The sequence below is a fragment of the Rubritalea tangerina genome (assembly GCF_042683245.1).
GTDB lineage: Bacteria > Verrucomicrobiota > Verrucomicrobiia > Verrucomicrobiales > Akkermansiaceae > Rubritalea > Rubritalea tangerina.
Genome location: NZ_JBHUJB010000021.1, coordinates 49,963 through 68,983, shown reverse-complemented (window position 1 = coordinate 68,983; position 19,021 = coordinate 49,963). Strand labels below are relative to the sequence as shown.

General features: G+C 50.7%; 20 protein-coding genes and 1 other RNA gene. 12 read left to right on the top strand and 9 right to left on the bottom strand.

The window, feature by feature from the left end; all coding sequences use genetic code 11:
- Nucleotides 1-159 precede the first annotated feature (159 nt).
- From dnaG to ACFSW8_RS04545, 3 genes are all read left to right on the top strand, one after another.
- Nucleotides 160-2,007: a DNA primase gene (gene dnaG, locus ACFSW8_RS04555; protein ID WP_377090315.1), complete on the top strand. Its 1,848-nt coding sequence runs from the start codon at nt 160-162 to the stop codon at nt 2,005-2,007.
- A gap of 79 nt (nt 2,008-2,086) precedes the next feature.
- Nucleotides 2,087-2,722: an RNA polymerase sigma factor gene (locus ACFSW8_RS04550; RefSeq protein WP_377090314.1), complete on the top strand. Its 636-nt coding sequence runs from the start codon at nt 2,087-2,089 to the stop codon at nt 2,720-2,722.
- A gap of 63 nt (nt 2,723-2,785) precedes the next feature.
- Nucleotides 2,786-3,925 (top strand): PQQ-dependent sugar dehydrogenase, encoded by a 1,140-nt coding sequence (locus ACFSW8_RS04545; RefSeq protein WP_377090313.1) that lies wholly within the window; start codon nt 2,786-2,788, stop codon nt 3,923-3,925.
- A gap of 14 nt (nt 3,926-3,939) precedes the next feature.
- Here ACFSW8_RS04545 and ACFSW8_RS04540 read toward each other — a convergent pair whose 3' ends face one another.
- The 7 genes from ACFSW8_RS04540 to pyrF all read right to left on the bottom strand — a co-directional run bounded on the left by ACFSW8_RS04540 (nt 3,940) and on the right by pyrF (nt 8,989).
- Nucleotides 3,940-4,416: a rhodanese-like domain-containing protein gene (locus ACFSW8_RS04540; protein WP_377090312.1), complete on the bottom strand. Its 477-nt coding sequence runs from the start codon at nt 4,414-4,416 to the stop codon at nt 3,940-3,942.
- Nucleotides 4,413-5,111: a DUF1573 domain-containing protein gene (locus ACFSW8_RS04535; RefSeq protein WP_377090311.1), complete on the bottom strand. Its 699-nt coding sequence runs from the start codon at nt 5,109-5,111 to the stop codon at nt 4,413-4,415. The genes ACFSW8_RS04540 and ACFSW8_RS04535 overlap by 4 nt, the downstream gene beginning before the upstream one ends.
- 7 nt (nt 5,112-5,118) lie before the next feature.
- Complete coding sequence (locus ACFSW8_RS04530; RefSeq protein ID WP_377090309.1) at nt 5,119-5,607, bottom strand: hypothetical protein; 489 nt, start codon at nt 5,605-5,607, stop codon at nt 5,119-5,121.
- Between the two features lie 6 nt (nt 5,608-5,613).
- Nucleotides 5,614-6,177 carry a hypothetical protein gene (locus tag ACFSW8_RS04525; protein ID WP_377090308.1) on the bottom strand — a complete coding sequence of 188 codons (564 nt, stop codon included), beginning with the start codon at nt 6,175-6,177 and terminating at the stop codon, nt 5,614-5,616.
- Complete coding sequence (locus ACFSW8_RS04520) at nt 6,174-6,821, bottom strand: RNA polymerase sigma factor (protein ID WP_377090307.1); 648 nt, start codon at nt 6,819-6,821, stop codon at nt 6,174-6,176. The genes ACFSW8_RS04525 and ACFSW8_RS04520 overlap by 4 nt, the downstream gene beginning before the upstream one ends.
- Before the next feature lie 30 nt (nt 6,822-6,851).
- A complete protein-coding gene (gene recF / locus ACFSW8_RS04515; protein ID WP_377090306.1) occupies nt 6,852-7,928 on the bottom strand; it encodes a DNA replication/repair protein RecF in 1,077 nt (358 codons plus the stop codon).
- 278 nt (nt 7,929-8,206) lie between these two features.
- Nucleotides 8,207-8,989 carry an orotidine-5'-phosphate decarboxylase gene (gene pyrF, locus ACFSW8_RS04510; RefSeq protein ID WP_377177564.1) on the bottom strand — a complete coding sequence of 261 codons (783 nt, stop codon included), beginning with the start codon at nt 8,987-8,989 and terminating at the stop codon, nt 8,207-8,209.
- Between the two features lie 89 nt (nt 8,990-9,078).
- Here pyrF and ACFSW8_RS04505 point away from each other — a divergent pair, with 89 nt between their 5' ends.
- Nucleotides 9,079-9,447 carry a KH domain-containing protein gene (locus tag ACFSW8_RS04505; protein WP_377177562.1) on the top strand — a complete coding sequence of 123 codons (369 nt, stop codon included), beginning with the start codon at nt 9,079-9,081 and terminating at the stop codon, nt 9,445-9,447.
- A 426-nt stretch (nt 9,448-9,873) separates the two neighbouring features.
- On the opposite strand, the gene rnpB is transcribed toward ACFSW8_RS04505, so the two are convergent.
- An RNA gene (rnpB, locus tag ACFSW8_RS04500) (RNase P RNA component class A) lies at nt 9,874-10,270 on the bottom strand.
- 233 nt (nt 10,271-10,503) lie between these two features.
- A complete protein-coding gene (locus tag ACFSW8_RS04495; RefSeq protein ID WP_377177560.1) occupies nt 10,504-12,102 on the bottom strand; it encodes a sialidase family protein in 1,599 nt (532 codons plus the stop codon).
- 889 nt (nt 12,103-12,991) lie between these two features.
- Between ACFSW8_RS04495 and ACFSW8_RS04490 the strand changes: the two genes are divergently transcribed.
- The 8 genes from ACFSW8_RS04490 to ACFSW8_RS04455 all read left to right on the top strand — a co-directional run bounded on the left by ACFSW8_RS04490 (nt 12,992) and on the right by ACFSW8_RS04455 (nt 19,020).
- On the top strand, nt 12,992-13,381 hold the full coding sequence (locus ACFSW8_RS04490; RefSeq protein ID WP_377090293.1) for a hypothetical protein: 390 nt from the start codon (nt 12,992-12,994) through the stop codon (nt 13,379-13,381).
- A gap of 104 nt (nt 13,382-13,485) precedes the next feature.
- Entirely contained in the window at nt 13,486-13,635 is a 150-nt protein-coding gene (locus tag ACFSW8_RS04485; protein ID WP_377090292.1) for a hypothetical protein, read from the top strand.
- Nucleotides 13,635-14,321: a putative polyvalent protein kinase domain-containing protein gene (locus ACFSW8_RS04480; protein WP_377090291.1), complete on the top strand. Its 687-nt coding sequence runs from the start codon at nt 13,635-13,637 to the stop codon at nt 14,319-14,321. The genes ACFSW8_RS04485 and ACFSW8_RS04480 overlap by 1 nt, the downstream gene beginning before the upstream one ends.
- A 63-nt stretch (nt 14,322-14,384) precedes the next feature.
- The gene (locus ACFSW8_RS04475) at nt 14,385-16,007 is read left to right on the top strand and encodes a class I SAM-dependent DNA methyltransferase (RefSeq protein WP_377090290.1); all 1,623 of its coding nucleotides are present in this window, start codon (nt 14,385-14,387) and stop codon (nt 16,005-16,007) included.
- Nucleotides 16,004-17,191 carry a restriction endonuclease subunit S gene (locus ACFSW8_RS04470; RefSeq protein ID WP_377090289.1) on the top strand — a complete coding sequence of 396 codons (1,188 nt, stop codon included), beginning with the start codon at nt 16,004-16,006 and terminating at the stop codon, nt 17,189-17,191. Before ACFSW8_RS04475 ends, ACFSW8_RS04470 begins: the two co-directional genes overlap by 4 nt.
- Complete coding sequence (locus tag ACFSW8_RS04465) at nt 17,192-18,007, top strand: hypothetical protein (RefSeq protein ID WP_377090288.1); 816 nt, start codon at nt 17,192-17,194, stop codon at nt 18,005-18,007.
- Between the two features lie 124 nt (nt 18,008-18,131).
- The gene (locus ACFSW8_RS04460) at nt 18,132-18,509 is read left to right on the top strand and encodes a hypothetical protein (protein ID WP_377090287.1); all 378 of its coding nucleotides are present in this window, start codon (nt 18,132-18,134) and stop codon (nt 18,507-18,509) included.
- A gap of 13 nt (nt 18,510-18,522) precedes the next feature.
- Entirely contained in the window at nt 18,523-19,020 is a 498-nt protein-coding gene (locus ACFSW8_RS04455) for a helix-turn-helix domain-containing protein (protein WP_377090286.1), read from the top strand.
- Nucleotide 19,021 lies beyond the last annotated feature (1 nt).

Below are 19,021 nucleotides of genomic sequence, written 5' to 3'. Positions count from 1 at the left end.
CTGCGCGGATTATGCCCATGAATTTTCTGCCCGCAACCGAAATGATCGCTAATCACCACTCATACCAAGTATTAGCACATTGAATAAATCCCAAACATCCTTCATCTTCAGTTAGATAGAAGCCAACCCATTTTCTGGATTGCATCCCCCCCTCGCTGCGTGCAGAACTATCTCGTGCCGCGTATCCCTGAGGAAACTATCCAAAATATTCTAGACCAGACTGACATCGTCGATGTCATCTCCAGCTATATCCCCCTCAAACGAGCTGGCGGCACCTTCAAAGCCAATTGCCCATTTCACAATGAGAAAACCCCTTCGTTCAATGTCAACCCAGCCCGCCAATTCTTCTATTGCTTCGGCTGTGGTGAAGGTGGCTCAGCCATCACTTTCGTCCAAAAATATGAAAACCTCCCTTTCGTTGACGCAGTTAAAAAACTCGCTGATCGTTCCGGAGTCCCCATCGTCGAGGATGTCTACGACCCGGATGCCGCAAAACGCCAACGCTCAAAATCTCGCCTCATCCAGCTCCACAACGAGTCTGCAGAGTTTTTCCACCAACTAGTGCGCAAAGCCCCCGAAGCCCAGCTCGCCCGTGATTACCTAAAAAAACGCGGTTTTAACATCGATTCCGCCGAGCGATGGCTCATCGGCTGGATGCCAGAAAATCCCAGCATTTTTCTCCAATGGGCCAAACAAAAAGGCTACACAGGCAGAGAACTTGAAAGGTCGGGCATCTGCTCCCTCAAAGACCAAAACAACCCGCGTGCTGGCCTTTTCGTGCGTTTTCGCAATCGCCTCATGTTCCCCATCCACAATGACTACGGCGACATCATTGCGTTCTCTGCCAGACAATTGATTAACGACCCAAACAGCGGTAAGTACATTAACTCACCAGAAACCCAACTCTTCGATAAATCAAAGGTCTTCTTCGGGCTCGATAAAGCGCGTAGACCCATCTCCCAAGCCAAGCACGCCATCCTCTGCGAAGGACAAATCGATGTCATCGCCCTCCACGAACAAGGGATCCAAAATGTCATCGCAGCCCTCGGCACCGGCACCACCGAAAAGCACGCACGCATCCTTAAACGCTACACCAAAAATGCAGTGCTCTGCTATGATGCCGATGCCGCTGGCTACAAAGCCGCCACACGTGCATTCAAAGTCCTCGTCGCAGAAGAAATCCATGTCCGCTGCGTCACTATGCCCGCCGGCGAAGATCCAGATTCCTACGTCCAGAAATTTGGCGTCGATGCCTTCAAACAACTCGTCGACGAAGCAAAAGAGTTCTTCGACTACAAGCTAGACCACGCCGCCAACACCACCAATCTCGCAAGCATTAGAGAAAAATCAGAGCTCGCATCCGAACTCTCAGAGCTCGCTCAGCTCGTCAAAAATAAAGTCGCCCAAGATACCATTATCGCAAAAATTGCCGCCAGACTCGGCACCAGCGACAGCGATTTCCGTGACCAAATCGCTAAAGCAGCTAAGAAAAAACGCTTCGAAGAACAACGCACTCGCAATTATACAGACCCGAATGAACCACCCGCCGAAATCATCACTCCTGTTGAAATGGACGGCACCGTGGCCTACCTCTGCTTTCTCGCCCTCTCGTCTAGCGAGGCGCTAGACTGGCTTTGCGAACAAGTTGAAGCCCTCCATGAGCCGCTCGCCGTCACCCAAGGCGGTCACCTCCTCAACAACATCCTTGCGCGCAAACCCGACCCAAGCAAAGCCTCCTCCATCCAAAGCTTTCTGATGACCCTGCCGCCAGCAGAACAAATGGCGCTCCAACGTAATTTCGCCGAGGCTCTCCCAGCCAACCCCATTCAAGCCGCTGAGGAGACCACCAACATGCTCATCTCCAAAAACCTCCAACAGCGAGAAGCCGCAATCCGCACCGCCCTCAAACAACCTAATCTTACCTCAGAGCAACTCACCACCCTGCTCGCAGAAGCCCAAGAAATTCAAGGGCTTCTCAAAAACCTCCGCCAGCGCTTCATCCGCTAAGCACCCAACACCCCCACTTTTTATCACCCGGCTTTGCAACTTATCCGTTGCTACGTGGTTCAAATAGACATATAGCATTATGTCGAATACTGCCACGCAGACCATCCCACTCCCTATGCCCGACATCGATACGCCAAACTCTGACTCAGAAAACGCGATCGATGTGGCTCTCATGCTGCGTGTCAAACAAGGTGACCACGCTGCCTTTGAATCTATCGTCGAACGTCACCAAGATATGATCGTCGGCACTGTTGCTAAAATGTTAGGCAACCCCAGCGATGCCCAAGACATTGCCCAGCAGGTCTTCATCCGCCTCTGGAAATCCGCCCCTCGCTACAAAGAAAAAGCAAAGTTCACCACCTTCCTCTTCACCATCACACGCAACCTCGTCTTCAATGAGAGCAAAAAACGCTCACGCCGAAAGACCCACTCGCTCGAGGAACGTGAAGAAGAACACCACGACCAAGTAGCCGACTCGCTCACGCGCTCACCAGATGCCGAAACCCTTCAGTCAGAACTTCAGTCTGCTGTCGATGCCGCTATCAATGCCCTCCCAGAAAAACAACGCATGGCCGTCATTCTACGTCGCTACGAAAACATGCCCTATGACCAAATTGCCGAGGTTCTCAACACCTCAGTCTCAGCAGTCAAAAGTCACCTCTTCCGCGCCCGTACCGACCTGCGTGACGCCCTGAACAATTACCTCGACGCCTAGCAGAATGCGCCTTCACGCGAATTCTCAGTTGCATTAGCACAGAGCTTTGCAAATAGTGCAGATATGAAACCTATCCTCATCGCGCTTGCTACCACCACTCTGGCTACCCAGGCCACCCCACGAGCTGAATTACTCATCAAACACCTAGATAAACCCACCTACCTCACCGCACCTACAAACTCTCAGGACTTTCTCTACGTCCTCGAGAAAGATGGACTCATCCGTGTGTTCGATCGACAGTCCGGGAAATTGCTCGACTCACCTTTCCTCGACATCCAAGACAAGATCACCATCAAAATGAATGAGCAAGGGCTCCTTGGTATGGCCTTCTCCCCAAACTATAAAAACGATAAACGCTTCTACCTCTATTACACTAACAATAAAGGTGACACCGTCGTGTCACGCTACCAATCAAAGTCCCCAACAGAAGCCTCCCGCGACTCCGAAGAAATTCTACTCACCCAAAAACAAGACTACAGAAACCATAATGGCGGATGGTTAGACTTTGGGCCAGATGGCATGCTCTACATCGGTCTCGGCGACGGCGGTAGCGCCAATGACCCCAAACACCGAGCGCAAGACCTCAACACATTCCTAGGCAAACTCCTGAGAATAGATGTATCCCCAGCAAAGGGCTACAAGGTCCCTAACGACAATCCTTTTGTGAAATCTGACAAAGCACTACCAGAAATCCTATCCTACGGACTTCGCAACCCTTGGCGTTGTTCTTGGCACGAAGGCTCACTATACATTGGCGATGTCGGCCAAAACGCCTGGGAGGAAATTAATGTCACACCTCACAAACAACTCTTCAGTGCTAACTTTGGCTGGCCACAACTCGAAGGCACACACAAAACAAAGAATAAACCCGCCAAAACTAAAAACCCCGGCAAACTGATCGCCCCAGCCTACGAATACAAACACGACACAAAAAACACCGGCGGCTTCAGTGTCACAGGCGGCCTCGTCTACAAAGGCTCTGTCACCTCTCTAAAAGGACGCTATTTCTTCGCCGATTACGTCAAACCACACATCTGGAGCGCATCACTCAAACGTGGAAAACTCACCGACCTGCGCCATCATAAAGCTGACTTCAGCCAAAATGGCAAAGCCATACCGCAAATCGCCTCATTTGCCGAAGACCCACAGGGAGAAATGTACCTCATCTCCCATCAAGGAAAAATCTATCAGGTCGTCGAGTAACCACAACCTCACTATCACTTCCCCTGCTCTGTAGTTAAGCGATCCGCATCTGCGCGGATCGCCTTCCACCCACCGTGTAGAATATACACCTCTGAGTGAAAGCCTGTATCACGGATTTTCTTTGCCACAAACTCACTGCTGCCACAGGCATCTGTCGCACAATACACCACGAGCTTTTGTCCGTTCACCCCCGCCATGCCAATTTTCTCCATGTGTATCGGCACAGCCAATTGGTTATCCGCATCATTCTCCGGTATCAACAAAGCCCCAGCCAAACGCTCACGTTCGAACTCCGCTCGACTCCGAGCATCTACCCATAGAACATCACCCTGCCAATCTACTAACACCGTCTCCAGACACACATGGACATCCTTCATCTCAGCTTGCACGCAGGGGACAGTGCGATCAGGCCCACCTAGCACGAGAAACGTTCCCACGGCAAAAATGGCCGAAATCACCACAAATACGACACTCTGCAAGATCCACTTCATTTCTTCTTAGGCTTCACAGTCATAAAGGTCTGCACCACCTTGTAACGTGGATTCTTACTGTCCGTTGTCAGCCTGAGCGCAGCAAAAAGAACTTTCTTCGTGGTCTTAGGGGTCACTGTCAACTTGTACTCGTAGCCCTCCTTCACTGTCTCGAAAGTGTACTCTACCTCAGGACTGGAGCATGAATGCTTCACTATCTTGATTGGATCCTCGTGGTCCACCTTAACCACTATCTCCTTAGACTCAGCTTCTGCACCTAAATCCCACACCAGTGAATGCGGAAAAGCCGCAATCAAATAGGGAATCGTCACCTTCGTCGATAGAATAATCGATGGCTTCTCATCCGAATCACCTCGCGCCCAAACCACAATCTTCTTATCCACCGTACCCTTAAAATTCCCCAACTCAAACACCCCCTTAAACACCCCCTCTTGACCTGGCTTGAAGAGTACCGGACCATCTTTAGACAGCCTCTCGCCCCCCTTCAGCATGGCCGACATACAAGTACACGGCGCATCATAGCGCTCCACGATCACATCCTCGTCTGAGGTATTCTTAAATGGAAAGAGCACCTCCACCTTCTTCGCATCCGCAGCCGCATCCACAGATTGCTCCTTGGTCTCAAAACTTAATTCCCCCGCACCATAGACCAGAGATGTCAGTATGCCCGTTATGATCAAAAGCAGCCGTTTCATTGCAAAATCACTGTACGATCTCAACTAACTCAATGGCCAGCAAAAGTCGACCACCACGCCATTTTGGCCCAAAAATATACAACGGCTTCCCCTTCTCTAATGTCGGACCCGCCTTCATGATCTTGCGCTTACTCTGCCACAACTCGAGATCTAACATGAGCTTAGCGCCTTCAGCCTTCCCCCGTGGTTCAAAACTAATCAACAGTTCCTCAGATGGACTGAGCGGCGCCAACCAATTCTCGTAACTCCTAAACACAGGCTTCCTATCAGAACCTAACACTCTGTAGTGCTCGTATCCAGTTTTACGAAGTGAACGTAGCTTTTGCTCAACCTCACCACTCACAACCTGCAGATTTTCACCCGCCGCTGCTGGGTTGGCATCTGTGCCATAATAAACAGTCACCTGCATCCGGCCAATGACTTCCTTGCCAACATCCGCTGCCTCTATCCGCATACAGATAGCCACTAACACTAAGATTTGAAAAATGATTCTCATCGCATTTTAATAATAAAGCGTTTCCCTCTCGGCTTTCACCAACATCCTTGGACTCACGCCGACACTCGAATCACCAGACACAATGTCCAAGGACTCAGGAATTTCCTCCAATCCCTCAAGCACGATCACGGTACTTTCTCCAGCCACGATCACCTCAGAGCTCACCCCACTCACTGGCGTGTACACACCATCCAGAACCGCTGCCACCTCCTGCCCTTTCGGCTCCACCCGTGTGCCTAAGAAAAAACACAACGCCATCCCCGCCAATGCAGCAGGCGCAAATAACCATTGAAACTTCGCCCACAAGCTAGCTTTCTCAGCGACTTCCTCATTGCTGGCTGCCAGCTCTATCGCGTGATGACGCACCCGCTCGTTAAAAAACTCTGCGTAGGGCGGCTCCTCGTCAGCAGGCACATGCTCGACAAGCTCTTCAGACAGACCTTCCCATCCCATTTCCTTTTCAAGCTGATCAGCATTCTCCTCAGCCCAAGCTTCCATTTCACGCAGAGCATTTCCCTCAAGCTCCCCATTGAGCCAGGCTTGAATTGTTGATTTGTCAGGAGTTTTCATGGTTTCAATAATGTTTGAAGTTTCTTACGGGCATAAAATAATCGGCTCATAACTGTCCCTTTTGAGCATTCCATCACCTCTGCAATCTCAGCATATTCCATGCCTTGAATCTCTCGTAATAAAATCGTCTCTCTATGCTCATCACTTAATTGATCTAAGGCACGTTGAATTTCTACCTGCCGCTCCACACGCCCAAGCGCCTCATCCGGCCGTGCCGCCTGCTTAGGTGCCGTGCGTGCACTCATATCCATGCGATCCGACAACTGCATCTCCTCATTGAGCTCCCCCTCACTCTCATGCTTCTTCTTGCGCATCCAGTCATACACAACATTGTGACTGATACGAAACAGCCACGTCGAAAATTGTGAACGGTTCTCAAACTTCGGCAGTGCTCTCCACGCCTTCACAAAAGAATCCTGGGCCAAATCCCATGCGTCTGCGTCATTTCGTACCATGTTCATGATCATTGCATATACCTTTCCTCGATGACGAGTTACCAACGTGTCAAATGCCGCGTAGTCACCCGATTGCGCCAGCTGCACTAGCTGAAAGTCCGTCGGTCCATCCCCTCCACCATTCCCGTTGGCTTCGCTCGCAACATCGCCCATCAAAAAATTGGACGTAATCAGGCGGGAAATATTCATGACACTTTAGCTTTTAGCGCAGAAATCTCATCATTCAACGGAATTGTCCCTCTCCCACTTACTCACCTTACCGTCACACACCCTGTAAAGCGGCCATTCACCCCAACCACCATCCAACCAATCAACCGAGGTTGTCGTGATGAATTTCTGCGCACCCACTGGCAAATGAGCCATCAAAGCATTGCGACGACTCGGATCGAGCTCGCCAAAAATGTCATCTAGTAAATAAATCGGTACCTTCCCAGCATCAGCCTCAATCGCCTCACCCTGAGCCAACTTTAACGCCAACGCGATCGTGCGCTGCTGACCTTCACTGGCAAATTCCGAAGCTGGCATGCCGTGGATAAATATCTTCACATCATCGCGATGCGGCCCCACTAAGGTCTGCCTCTGGCGTCGCTCACTTTCTCGCGACACCGCCAGCGCCTCTCGCATCCCTCCTTCGCTGCCGGCGACATACTGCAAACTCAGAATCTCATCTCGTCCGCTGATGTTGCTCTGCGCTTCACTCGCCCGCGGCTCCAACATAGCAACTATCCTTTGCCGCACCTCGTGCAGGTAGTCACCATGCTCGATCAATATCTCCGTGTATGCATCCAACTCAGCTTCACGAGAAACTGGGTCTTTCAATAAAACATTCCTAGCCTTCAATGCACGACGATATCTACTCAGCGCCCTACGGTAGCCTAAATCTAACTGAGAGCATAGAAAATCTAAGTAGTGCCTGCGAATACCACCACTCCCCCTAACAAGCTCAATATCCTCATTCCCCATCCAAACGATCAACCCGCTCTGTGCCAAGTATTGGTTCTGAGTGCTCACCTCCTCACCGTCTATCCCTAACTGCACACCTCCTCTCCCGTAGCGTATCGTCAACTCTTGCTCCCAACACTCACCCGCAACCCCAGCACCTGTTGCCTCAAACCGAACCAGAGGGCGCATCGACTTTGCTCTCGGAGATTGAAGCCGAAGCAATACACAAATCGCCTCTAAAATCGACGTCTTGCCCTGAGCATTGTCCCCGATGAATATCCCTCCCCGATCACGCAACTCCATAGAAAGCGTCGCAAAACAGCGGAAATCAATCAACCTCAGAGACTTAATCATGATATCGAGTCTAGTGTCAGAAATGGATGGTCAAAATACTAAAAGAACGCGCTTATCTCTATTCCTAACAGCAGAAGCCAATCTACAACCATCATTCTCAACGCAATTTTGATCAGATCGCACAGTCACTACACTAGGCGGTGTGGACAAATAGATTTGCTGGTCGATGAGAGATGGTTGAGTGACTGGCAAGGCGGTGATTGTGGAAGTTCCGCACGCGCGGGATGACTCAATTACCAACGCTGCGAGGAGCTAAATCAGCCACAAATTTGAGCAACTTAAACACAAGGGTAGGCCGCAGCAATCTTGTCAGCCCATTCCTTAGCTTTTTGCCCATAACCTTTCTCCATCTCTTTGTACATGATGCCGCGAGAGACATTGATCGTGTCAGGAGCCACTCGCCCCTTGCCTGCCATATTTTCTAAATCCCCCCCTTGAGCACCTAGCCCTGGAATTAATAATGGGAAATCTTGGATGCGTCCCAGCACGTCATCGCTCGCATTCGTCAACCCAACCACCATGCCAACATCTGTTTTTCGCCCCTCTTTCTTTGCGCGCGCACAAATATCCTGCACTAACTCAAACACATACCTGTCGCCAACCATCTGCCGCTGGAAATCCGCACTCCCAGGGTTTGAGGTCACCGCCAAAATGTAAATCGCCTTACCTTCCCAGTCCAAAAATGGCTCCATCGTGTCGTAACCCAAAAATGGATTCAATGTCACGGCATCAACATCCCAGTTCTCAAAATACGAACGCGCATAATACTTCTGAGTCTCACCAATATCCGAACGCTTCGCATCCAAAATCACTGGCACCTCCTTTGGCATCTCACCTAACATTTCCTCTAAAATCTCTAACCCTCTGATACCCATCGCTTCAAAATACGCCATATTGGGCTTGAAAGCCGCCGCGTATTCCCACGTCTCACCCACCACACGTTTCAGCAATTCCGGAATCGCCTCGATACCACCAGAATCATCAGGTCGAGGGTCCAATCCCACACAAAGCCGGGATCCTGTCGTCGTCAATCGTTGTGAAAGTTTGTCCGCGTAGCGCATGCGCGAAGTCTTCAACCACTGACCAAAACATACAAGAAGATTCCCACTTTTCACTTGAGAGTTTGCCCACTTGGTTAGATTGTATGCCTATGCATGAGACCACTGAACAAATTCGCAATTTCCTCCAGTTCGTTGCCCTTCAGTTTATCTCTCACCCAAGTGAAGCCCAGCTGAAAGTCGCCGAAGCCACTGACAACCACGTGCGCTTCCGCCTTATCCTAAACAAAGCAGACGTCGCCATCCTCATCGGCCGCAACGGGTTCACCGCCAGCGCCATCCGCAACGTCCTCAAAGCCGCAGCCATCCGCGATGGCATCAACGCCACCTTGCAAATCGTCTCACACGAAGAAGAACACCAGCGCCTCGCTGCCATCGAAGCCGGACAAACCATCGAAGAAGAGGACCACCTCGAATCACACGATGAAACCGACGACGACTTCCTCGAAGAAACCAACTAAATCCCCTCACTACCTCTGCGCAAACCAGCTTGCGCTCAGCCTCTTGAAAAACCTCATCGATGTTTCGGCTCCAAGCCCAGAGTGGCGAAGCCAACTCTGGGATCTAGCAAAAACCGACTAGAAGTCTGAATGACTTCAGGCTTATACCAATGAGCAAAAGTTTCTGGTAGTATTTTCGAGCTGATTTTGCCGTTTCTCAAGGAATGAGAAAGAAGTGGTGCGTGCACCATGACTGACGAATGACGCAGAGAAACGGCAAAAGCAGCCGAAACTCCTAAACGATGGCGTAGCCCAATCCATAACCTAACAATCATAAATACTACCAGAAAATTTTGTGAGTTGGTATGAAACATGATTGAGACCCTTATGCCTATACTCCTTTGGCGTCAAAATAGCGAAGCACACCGCAAACCGAAACGCTAAAATATCCATCGCCCTCCTGTAAGCCGGATTCTGTCCATCCCGCTACGCGGGACTGGGTGACCATTTGTCTCCTGACCGAAGCCAGACGCAGCGATGCTGTCGTGCGACTAATACCCGAGGATTCTAGTCGGGCGGGCAACCCTTCCTCTGTTTTGTCTTGCACCATGCGGGGTTTACCATGCCACACCAGTTACCTGATGCGCGGTGGGCTCTTACCCCACCCTTTCACCCTTACCTGTGACCCGAAGGCCCATCGGCGGTATACTCTCTGCTGCACTTTCCGTCTACTGAGCTTCAACCCAGCATCCCCCGTTCTTCACGAGGCGCAATGCCCTACGGTGTCCGGACTTTCCTCTACCATGTTCGTAACGAACATCGCAGCGATCACCCGGAGAGCGATGGACCTGCAAACTAGGCAGATTCTCCCAACGAGCAAGCACATTCTCCCACCACTCAAACAACACACTACTCCGTCTCGCTGCCGACAGAGCCCCCACGACAACCAACACCATACAAAAAAAGCCCAACACACACCATGCTGGGCTGAGATCCCCCCCCTTGGCTAATCTTAGCACCCCAGCACAGCGGACGTATCCACAGACCTCCACGTGCTGAGCGCAAATAAAACAGAGCCTACTGGATGGTATACTTCTTCTCTAACTTGTCCTTCCCGTCGGTCAAGGCCTCCAGGGTGAAACGCGCAAACTTCGTGCGTGCGTTACCATTTTCATAAAGAACCCCGATGCTACCATCTTTAAGAATCGTCAGTGATGAATAAGCAGAGGCACCTGGATTCACTACTTTCCCATCCGACCACGTCTTACCTTCATCGTAGGATATGCGGATGGTCAAATTCTCACGACCAGTTTGTGATCCCGCATTACTAAACAACAAGCGATCCTTCTTATATCCATCCTTGGTGCTGGTGTAGCGAATGATCGAACCATTACAGCGTGGGTCAGGAAGCTCGTATTCCTTGTGAGACTCCCAAGTCTTACCCCTATCCTCAGAACGATGCACCCATCGATAATCGCGCCCAACACGCGAATTCACCATCAATCTCCCATCGCTCAGCTCCACCACCTTTGACTCGTCAGCTGGTGAAATCTTCGCATCGTAGAAATTCCAAGATTTCCCTCCGTCCTTGCTGCCATAAAGATAGACTGAACGGGTCGGCAAATGCACAAAGTTGTGCAACAACTCACCATCGCGCGTCTGAATCCCACGCCCAGAGGTGATGAACTTAAAATCGAGCTTATTCCATTCCTTGGGAACAATCTCATCAGTAAAATCCTTTGGCTTCGACCAAGTCACACCATGGTCTTTGGAACTCTGAAGGTAAAAACGAAACTCCTTGGTTTTTCCCATCCAATTGTAAAAACAAAAAATCTCACCATTCTCGCGATTCAGAATCAACGACGCATCACTCGCACCCTCGCCATCCGGCAGGTCAGCAATGGTCTCCATCGCCCCCCACGTCTTACCATTGTCCTTGGAACGCTTGAACGTGATATCAATCGAGCGTTGGTGAATCAAATCTGCTGCATTCTTCCGCCGCGCATCAATCACAGCCAACAAATCACCATTCTGAGCCGTGATGATCGCAGGAATGCGGTAAATCTTTGTATCATCCTCACCAGAAACAAACACATCATTGTGCTCAAGCAACTCCAATGGTTCGCTAGGCTTCACAAAGGGCTTCGGTGCCTTGCTCGGGTTTTCAGGAGCGCTCTTGAGCAACTTAAAATCGTCGATTAACACCCCTGACTTCTCCGGCGTGTTCGAACTGAAACGCAATGCACTCACCTCCCCACCTTCAGGAAAAGCCAAACGCACAGAACTCGGAAAACCACGCCCCACATTGACAAGCTGATCGAGCGGGGTCAACGCGACCCACTTACCACCTTGCTTCGCTTCCACCCTAAAAGTAAATGGACTCTTACTCGTCCACCGCTCCGCAACAAATGACACACCCTTCGCCTGTGACAAATCACCACGAAGGTGGAGTACCAACTCTGACTTGCCACCCAACAAATGAAGCGCCTGCTTCCCCGACTTCGCGTGATCACGGCTAATCCCAAATGGGGTGTCGGACTTCCACACCGCGTCCTCATTGTCCTGGTACTGCTTCACCTTGGCGTCAGAACGCCCTTCAAAAGAAGTCTCATAAAGCGCCGAGGCACTCAACACGCCTGACATTCCCACCATCATTGCTACGGATAATTGCTGCATAGACCTTACTCTACGCCACCCCCCACCAATTCCCAACACCCATTCAACTGGTAGAAACCCACAACCACTCATACCATTGAGCGAAACGGAATGGACGAATCGTCGGAATGAGCTTGCAGAATATCAAGGCGGAGTGAAGACCTCCCGCACGCGCGGGACAACTGAATGACAACGATGACATTCTGTAAGATAGTCCGACTTACTCTAAAATCGCGCAGCGCAAACTTCACAAGACTCCCCCACTCCATTCGTCTATTCCGAGTCGAGAGATGGTATTATTCCCTCTCCAAAAAACAAAAAGCAGAGGAGGGAGCCCATTACTGAACTCCCCCCATGTGTGTGTCGTTTTGCTTATATTGCCTCAAGGTGGCACACGAAAATTGCACACATTTCTCACCTGTAAACCCATCCCTCAAAAAAATACCCACATTCCTTTTCGGAGTGCTCAAGCTTGCTTGCGCTTTAGCGGTTCGCTGATGCTTGCTTCAGGCGGCAGCCACTACTCCCAATAAAAAAAGAGGCGCGGCACCGTGCCACGCCTCACTAAGGAATACCTTTCCCATATTTAATGGTTTAAGTTACGCCCTTAAATTCCTCCCCATTAGCTCATTACGCAAATAATCTGTTAGTTCAAATGATCGATTAGATAGCAAACTCCCTCCCTAACCGTCGCCTCACACAGCGACGCCGCCCACACGCAAACCGCCATAACACATGGCAAAAAGCAGCCCCATCACACAATCCAACCTCCCCCTAAACCTCCCTGAACGCACGAGAAATAATTCGACACTCAAACGATCGTCACACCCAACAACCACAAGAATCCCCACCTCCGATTTCCCGCACCCTCGCCCACCATATGTCTCACCCCGCGAACTACGGTTCACGTATGACAGAACAAGAACTCCACTCCATCATCAATCAACTCGGTGGCCCAGTAGGCTTCATAGACACACTCACCCAAATCACGCGCTTCTCCCACTGCCCCCTAACACGTAAATTAAGCAACAAACTCAAAAACTTCGAATCCATCTACCACTTCTTCACCGCCCCTAGCAAAACTTCCTTCTATCTTGAAATCAAACAACCTAACGATGCTTGGGCTACCCCATTCGATCGTATCGACATCCACTACGGCGCCATCTCCCAATGCGGAAAATCCCTCGAACACCACTTCCCATTCATCAAATGCGCCGACTCCCGCTACGTACTCCTCGCCACCCAATCACAAATCACAAATCACAAATCACAAATCACAAATCACCAACCACCCCTCTAACTCACTAACCTTATAAGCATTAGAGCAAAAAACAAAACACCCCAATATTCAAGCTTCACGCTTAACACAGAACTTGCTACACCCCCTCATCGTTAGTTTCTCCCATGTCGTTCCACACACTCCAAGATCACGCCCAGAAATCTGAAAACTCCCCCTCTCATTCATCACTCAACATTGAACATTCAACACTGAAGCCAACGGCTTCCCCACTCCTCAACCAAATCCCACTTGATCATTTAGAAACCTACGACTAATGTCCAACTATGGAAACAGCACAGAAACTCCGGGAATCTCGCTCCCAACACTTGTTGCACAGCTCAGAAACAGCTGTGAAGCAGCTGCGCGTTTTCAAGCAGGTTCTACCTGTTACGCAGAAGAAATCGGTATCTTCCGCCGCACCGCAGAAGAGCTCCGCCTCTTCCTCGACACCCCGCCGCCAGAGCTAGCACGTTCCCCTGACGACGAAGGTAACGAACACCAAGTCTGGTTCCGCCCTGACTCCGCCTCCTTCCTGAAAGCCACTTGGCCTGACCACTTCGGCATGCTCGTCGTCCACCGCGCCGACGAAGAACCTGCCGCTTCACCCATTGCCTACCTTGAGCGTTGGCTCTTGCACAACGAAATATTCGGCGACTCCGTCGAGTTCCTCGGTGCACTAGATACTGACCAAGGCATGCGCTTACTCATCAGCCAGCCCGCCATCCTCGGCCAACCCGCCACCGATGCGCAAATCAAAGATTTCTTCACCTCCTCTGGCTGGAAGCGCTTCCAGATTGCGAATGACATCGCCTACTTCGAACCACAGCGCCAGATTGTGGTCTCAGACACCCATCGAGGCAACCTCATCCTCATGGGCGATGGCCTACTCGCCCCCATCGACCTCCGCGTCCAGCCACTCACCCCCAGCCTCCTAGATATCGTCACCAAACTCACCCAATAAAACCAAAAGGCCTCACTTCACACTTAGACTTTATCCTTTTTACTTTATCCTTACTTCTTTCTTATGCACTGGACTGAACCTGCTGACACCTCTGACTCCTCCGCTGAACTCGAGCGCCGCCTATGGAGCACCGCGAACACCCTCTGGGCAGACGCTGACCTCAAACCATCCGAGTTCTCACCCATCGTCCTCGGCCTGATCTTCCTCCGCTTTGCCGATGTAAAATTCTCCGCAGCGCAGGCAGACATCCAGCCAGCAGAAGGCTCACGCCGCCGTCGTAGCATCGGCGCTACTGACTACCATGCGAAGGGCGTCCTCTTTCTCCCGGACAATGCACGCTTCCAGCTCCTGCTAGAAATGCCTGAGAGCGAAGCCATCGGTCAGGCAATCAATGAAGCCATGCGCGGTATCGAGGAGCACAACACCGACCTCGCAGACGTCCTCCCCAAGACCTACCACATCCTCGACAACCGTACCCTCGCCTCCCTGCTCAAGGACATCGGCTCCATCCCACTCAGCGAGGACGGCGAGCCAGGGTCTGGCGGTGATGTTTTCGGCCTCATCTACGAATACTTCCTCGGCAAGTTCGCCATGAGCGAGGGTCAGAAAGGTGGCGAGTTCTACACACCTACCTCCATGGTTAAGCTCATCGTCGAAATCTTAGAGCCCTACCACGGCCGCATCCTCGACCCCGCTTGTGGTTCCGGCGGTATGTTCGTTCAGTCCGCCCGCTTCGTTACTGAACACCAGAAGAACCCCACCTCTGAGATCTCGGTCTACGGTCAGGAGAAAACCACCGCCACCGCTAAGCTCTCCCGCCTCAACCTCACCGTCCACAATCTCTCTGGAGACATCCGCATCGGCAACACCTTCTACGAGGACCTGCACGACTGCCCCGGCCGCTTCGACTACGTCATGGCCAACCCTCCCTTCAACGTCTCTAACGTCGACAAGGAGCGCCTCGCTGACGACCCACGCTACCCCTTCGGTCTCCCCCGCACTGACAATGCGAACTACCTCTGGATCCAGCAGTTCTACTCTTCCTTAAACGAAAACGGCAGAGCTGGTTTCGTCATGGCGAACTCCGCCTCAGATGCCCGCTCCTCTGAGCAAGACATCCGCCAGAAGCTCATCGAGTCAGGTGCGGTCGACTGCATGCTCTCCGCTCCCTCGAACATGTTCTACACAGTCACCCTCCCAGCCACCCTCTGGTTCTTTGACAAAGGAAAAATAGGCACCCCGCGAGAAGACACTGTCCTCTTCATCGATGCCCGCCACATCTACCGCCAGATTGACCGCGCCCACCGCGACTTCACTCCAGCTCAGGTCGAATTCATCGCCAACATCGCCCGCCTCTACCGTGGCGAGACACTCGAACTCGTCCACGGCTCCGAAACCAAGCTCCTTGAGGTCTTCGGCGACGAAGGGTGCACAGACGTCCAGCAACTCAGCTTCAAGGACGTTCCGGGACTCTGTAAAGCGGCAGACCGCGCCGCGATCGAAGAACAAGGATGGTCGTTGAACCCAGGACGCTACGTTGGCGTCGCCCCCGGTGAAGAAATCAGCGACGAAGACTTCATCGAGAAACTCACTTCTCTCAACGAAGAACTCGAAGTGCTCAACGCCGAAGCGAGTGAACTCGAACAGACTATTGCCTCTAACATCACAGAGATTCTTGAAGCATGAGTGAGTGGAGAACAGTCCCAATAAAAGAGCTGTATCATGGCCTGTATGACGGTCCTCACGCTACACCTAAACCTGCAGAAGAAGGCCCCATCTTTTTGGGCATTAAAAATGTGACTGATGAAGGTTCACTGGACTTAAAGACCATACGTCACATTCACGACTCAGAGTTCGCGCGATGGACTAAAAGAGTCGAACCCACAGAAGGTGACATCGTGTTTACATATGAGGCTACTCTAAACCGTTACGCCATAATACCCAAGAACTTCAAAGGGTGCTTAGGTCGACGAATGGCTTTAATTCGGCCAAACACAGAGGTTGTAGATACGCGGTTCTTACATTTTTACTTTTTCAGCAAGCAATGGAGAGATGTGATCGAATCTAATAAGCTAACTGGTGCTACGGTCGACCGTATCCCTCTGACTACATTTCCTAATTACCCAGTCTCACTTCCCCCACTACCCGAACAAAAGCGCATCGCAGGCATCCTCTCCGCCTACGATGACCTCATCGAGAACAACCTGCGCCGTATCCAGATCCTTGAGGACATGGCTCAGTCCCTCTACCGCGAGTGGTTCGTCCACTTCCGCATCCCCGCAGACATCCTCACCAAAGCAGGTCTCCCCCCACAACTCACCCTAACAAACGACTCCCCCCTAGGCCCCATCCCCGAAGACTGGGAAGTGAAGAAGCTAGGAGAAATCGCCACCGTAAAATGGGGAGATACCTCCACTACAAAAAAAGCGTACACAGAAGAGGGATTTGTAGCATATAGCGCAGCTGGTCAAGATGGCCTCCTCGACCATTTTGATAATGAGCGTACAGGTATAGTGCTCAGTGCTATTGGAGCGAACTGTGGTCGCACATGGTTAGCTGCAGGTAAGTGGTCTTCAATTAAGAATACAATGCAGTTATGGTCCGATTCACCTCGGCTATCCACTGAGCTCCTCTATTTATCAACGCTTGGAAAGGATAAATGGCCTAAAAGAGGTGCGGCTCAACCGTTCATATCTCAAGGTGACGCAAAAGGTATGCAGACTGTTGTTCCTACCGCTCAAATCAATGGGATGGCGACATCGAGGATACGGCCTCTATTTGAATCAATACGCTTGTTAGAGAAAAAGAACAAAAACCTTCGCGAAACACGCGACCTCCTCCTCCCGAAACTCCTCACTCCAGCTAGCTAGATGTCTTCGCTCAACAGTATCGATAGAAAGCTGCTAGAAGACACTCTAGAGATGTCCAGCGGCTATGTACTTAACTTCAGTGCCCGCCGTGAATTTGCCGGATTCATGAGCGATATCGACGATTGCGACATTTATGCAAACATCTACGGTTTCAATGGAGACTCCATGGCTAAACGTATGCGAGCCTACTGGACTGTAGAAGAGGACCCAGTCGTCAGCCGCGCTATCACACACCTCCTCGACTATGCCGAAGCATTTGACCTAGCCAACGCTGAAAGCATCTCAAAGTGCCGTAAGATCATCACCCGGCTGAATGGCGAAACATCGCCTAACAATACAACTACAAGCAAGGAAGCCTTCCTCTCTCAAGAGTTCCCTCCACTCGACTTCCAGAAGCTCCCGATCGAAGGAGTACTCATTCCGATACTAGAACAACGTTGGGAAGAAGCGAAACGCTGTGCTGATAGCGAAGCTTATCTCTCAACCGTAATCCAGCTAGGAAGCATGCTAGAAGCTGTTCTCTTCGGAATGACACGAAACAACCCCAAGGAATTTAACCAAGCAAGATCGGCCCCTAGGAAAGAAGGGAAAGCACTCCCCTTCCACGATTGGTCACTAGCCAACCTCATCGACAGCGCACGAGAAGTTGGCCTCCTCAACGAGGACGTTAAACAATACAGTCACTCCCTGCGAGACTTCCGAAACTACGTTCACCCCTACAAGCAACTCGCCTCACAGTTTACACCAGACAAAGACACTGCAACTATTTCACTACACGTCTTCAGAGCTGCCATGAATCAGATAATAGGAAAATAGCTATGAAACTCACTTTATTTAAGACTCTTAAATAAACGTAAACACACCACATGTATTCAATCTCATAGAGCCAACTATTAATCATTTGACAAAAAGGTATTAATTCATACCTTAACTACATGTCATGCCAAAGCCCAAGCAAAACACTGAGCAACCAATCCCTCCCGAATGGCGCACGAAAGTCTGCTCTATTTTACGAACTGGACGTGATGATAAAGAAGTCATTTACGATCCAAGGGCTTCACGCGAGTGGTCTGCCACATTCCCTCTCGCTTGGTCATACAATCTAAAGGATGCTCAGCGACAGGCGCTTGAAGTCTCCGGAGATGTAATAGGAAAAAAAGTTCATCTCGACTGGCAACCTGAAGGCTCAGAAACATGGGCTTTCTGGTTTTATCACGATGGAAAGAAACTCTATGGGAAGGTCACCCTACTACCTGATAACAAAGTAATCGTCATCGTTTCCGCTCATCTACCTAACAAAGGTGATGATCACCTCTAAAAAATACATCGTTATGGAAAATACTACGTATCTCATCGACTACGACGTTCACGTCCCAAATCCACGAGATCCTGAAAAGGTAGAAGTTAGAACAATCAAAGTTCCAGCTCGACTCCTTTTCGAAGATGGCCCTGAAGTCCTCGCTGAAGGCGCTACTGAACTAATAGAAGCAACAAAAGCCCGTTTCATGGGTCTTATGCAGCCAGGGGAAATTAAGGCTCTACGCACTTCACTGCTGCAGGTAAAGCAAAGTCGCTTCTCTGAATTACTCGGCCTAGGAGCGAAGACTCCCAGCACATGGGAGAATGGCAGAGAACGCCCATCACGCTCACTCAACTTATTGCTTCGCCTCATTGAACATTATAAACCGTCTGAAGATATTCTGGAAGAACTGCACTGCGGATTTATCAAGCCTGCAGAAGAGAATGTCATCCCATTCATTACTGCTGACTCAGAAAACCGTTGGGTTGGTGATGACGTAGCATGCAATGAACTTGAATACTCACTTTAGA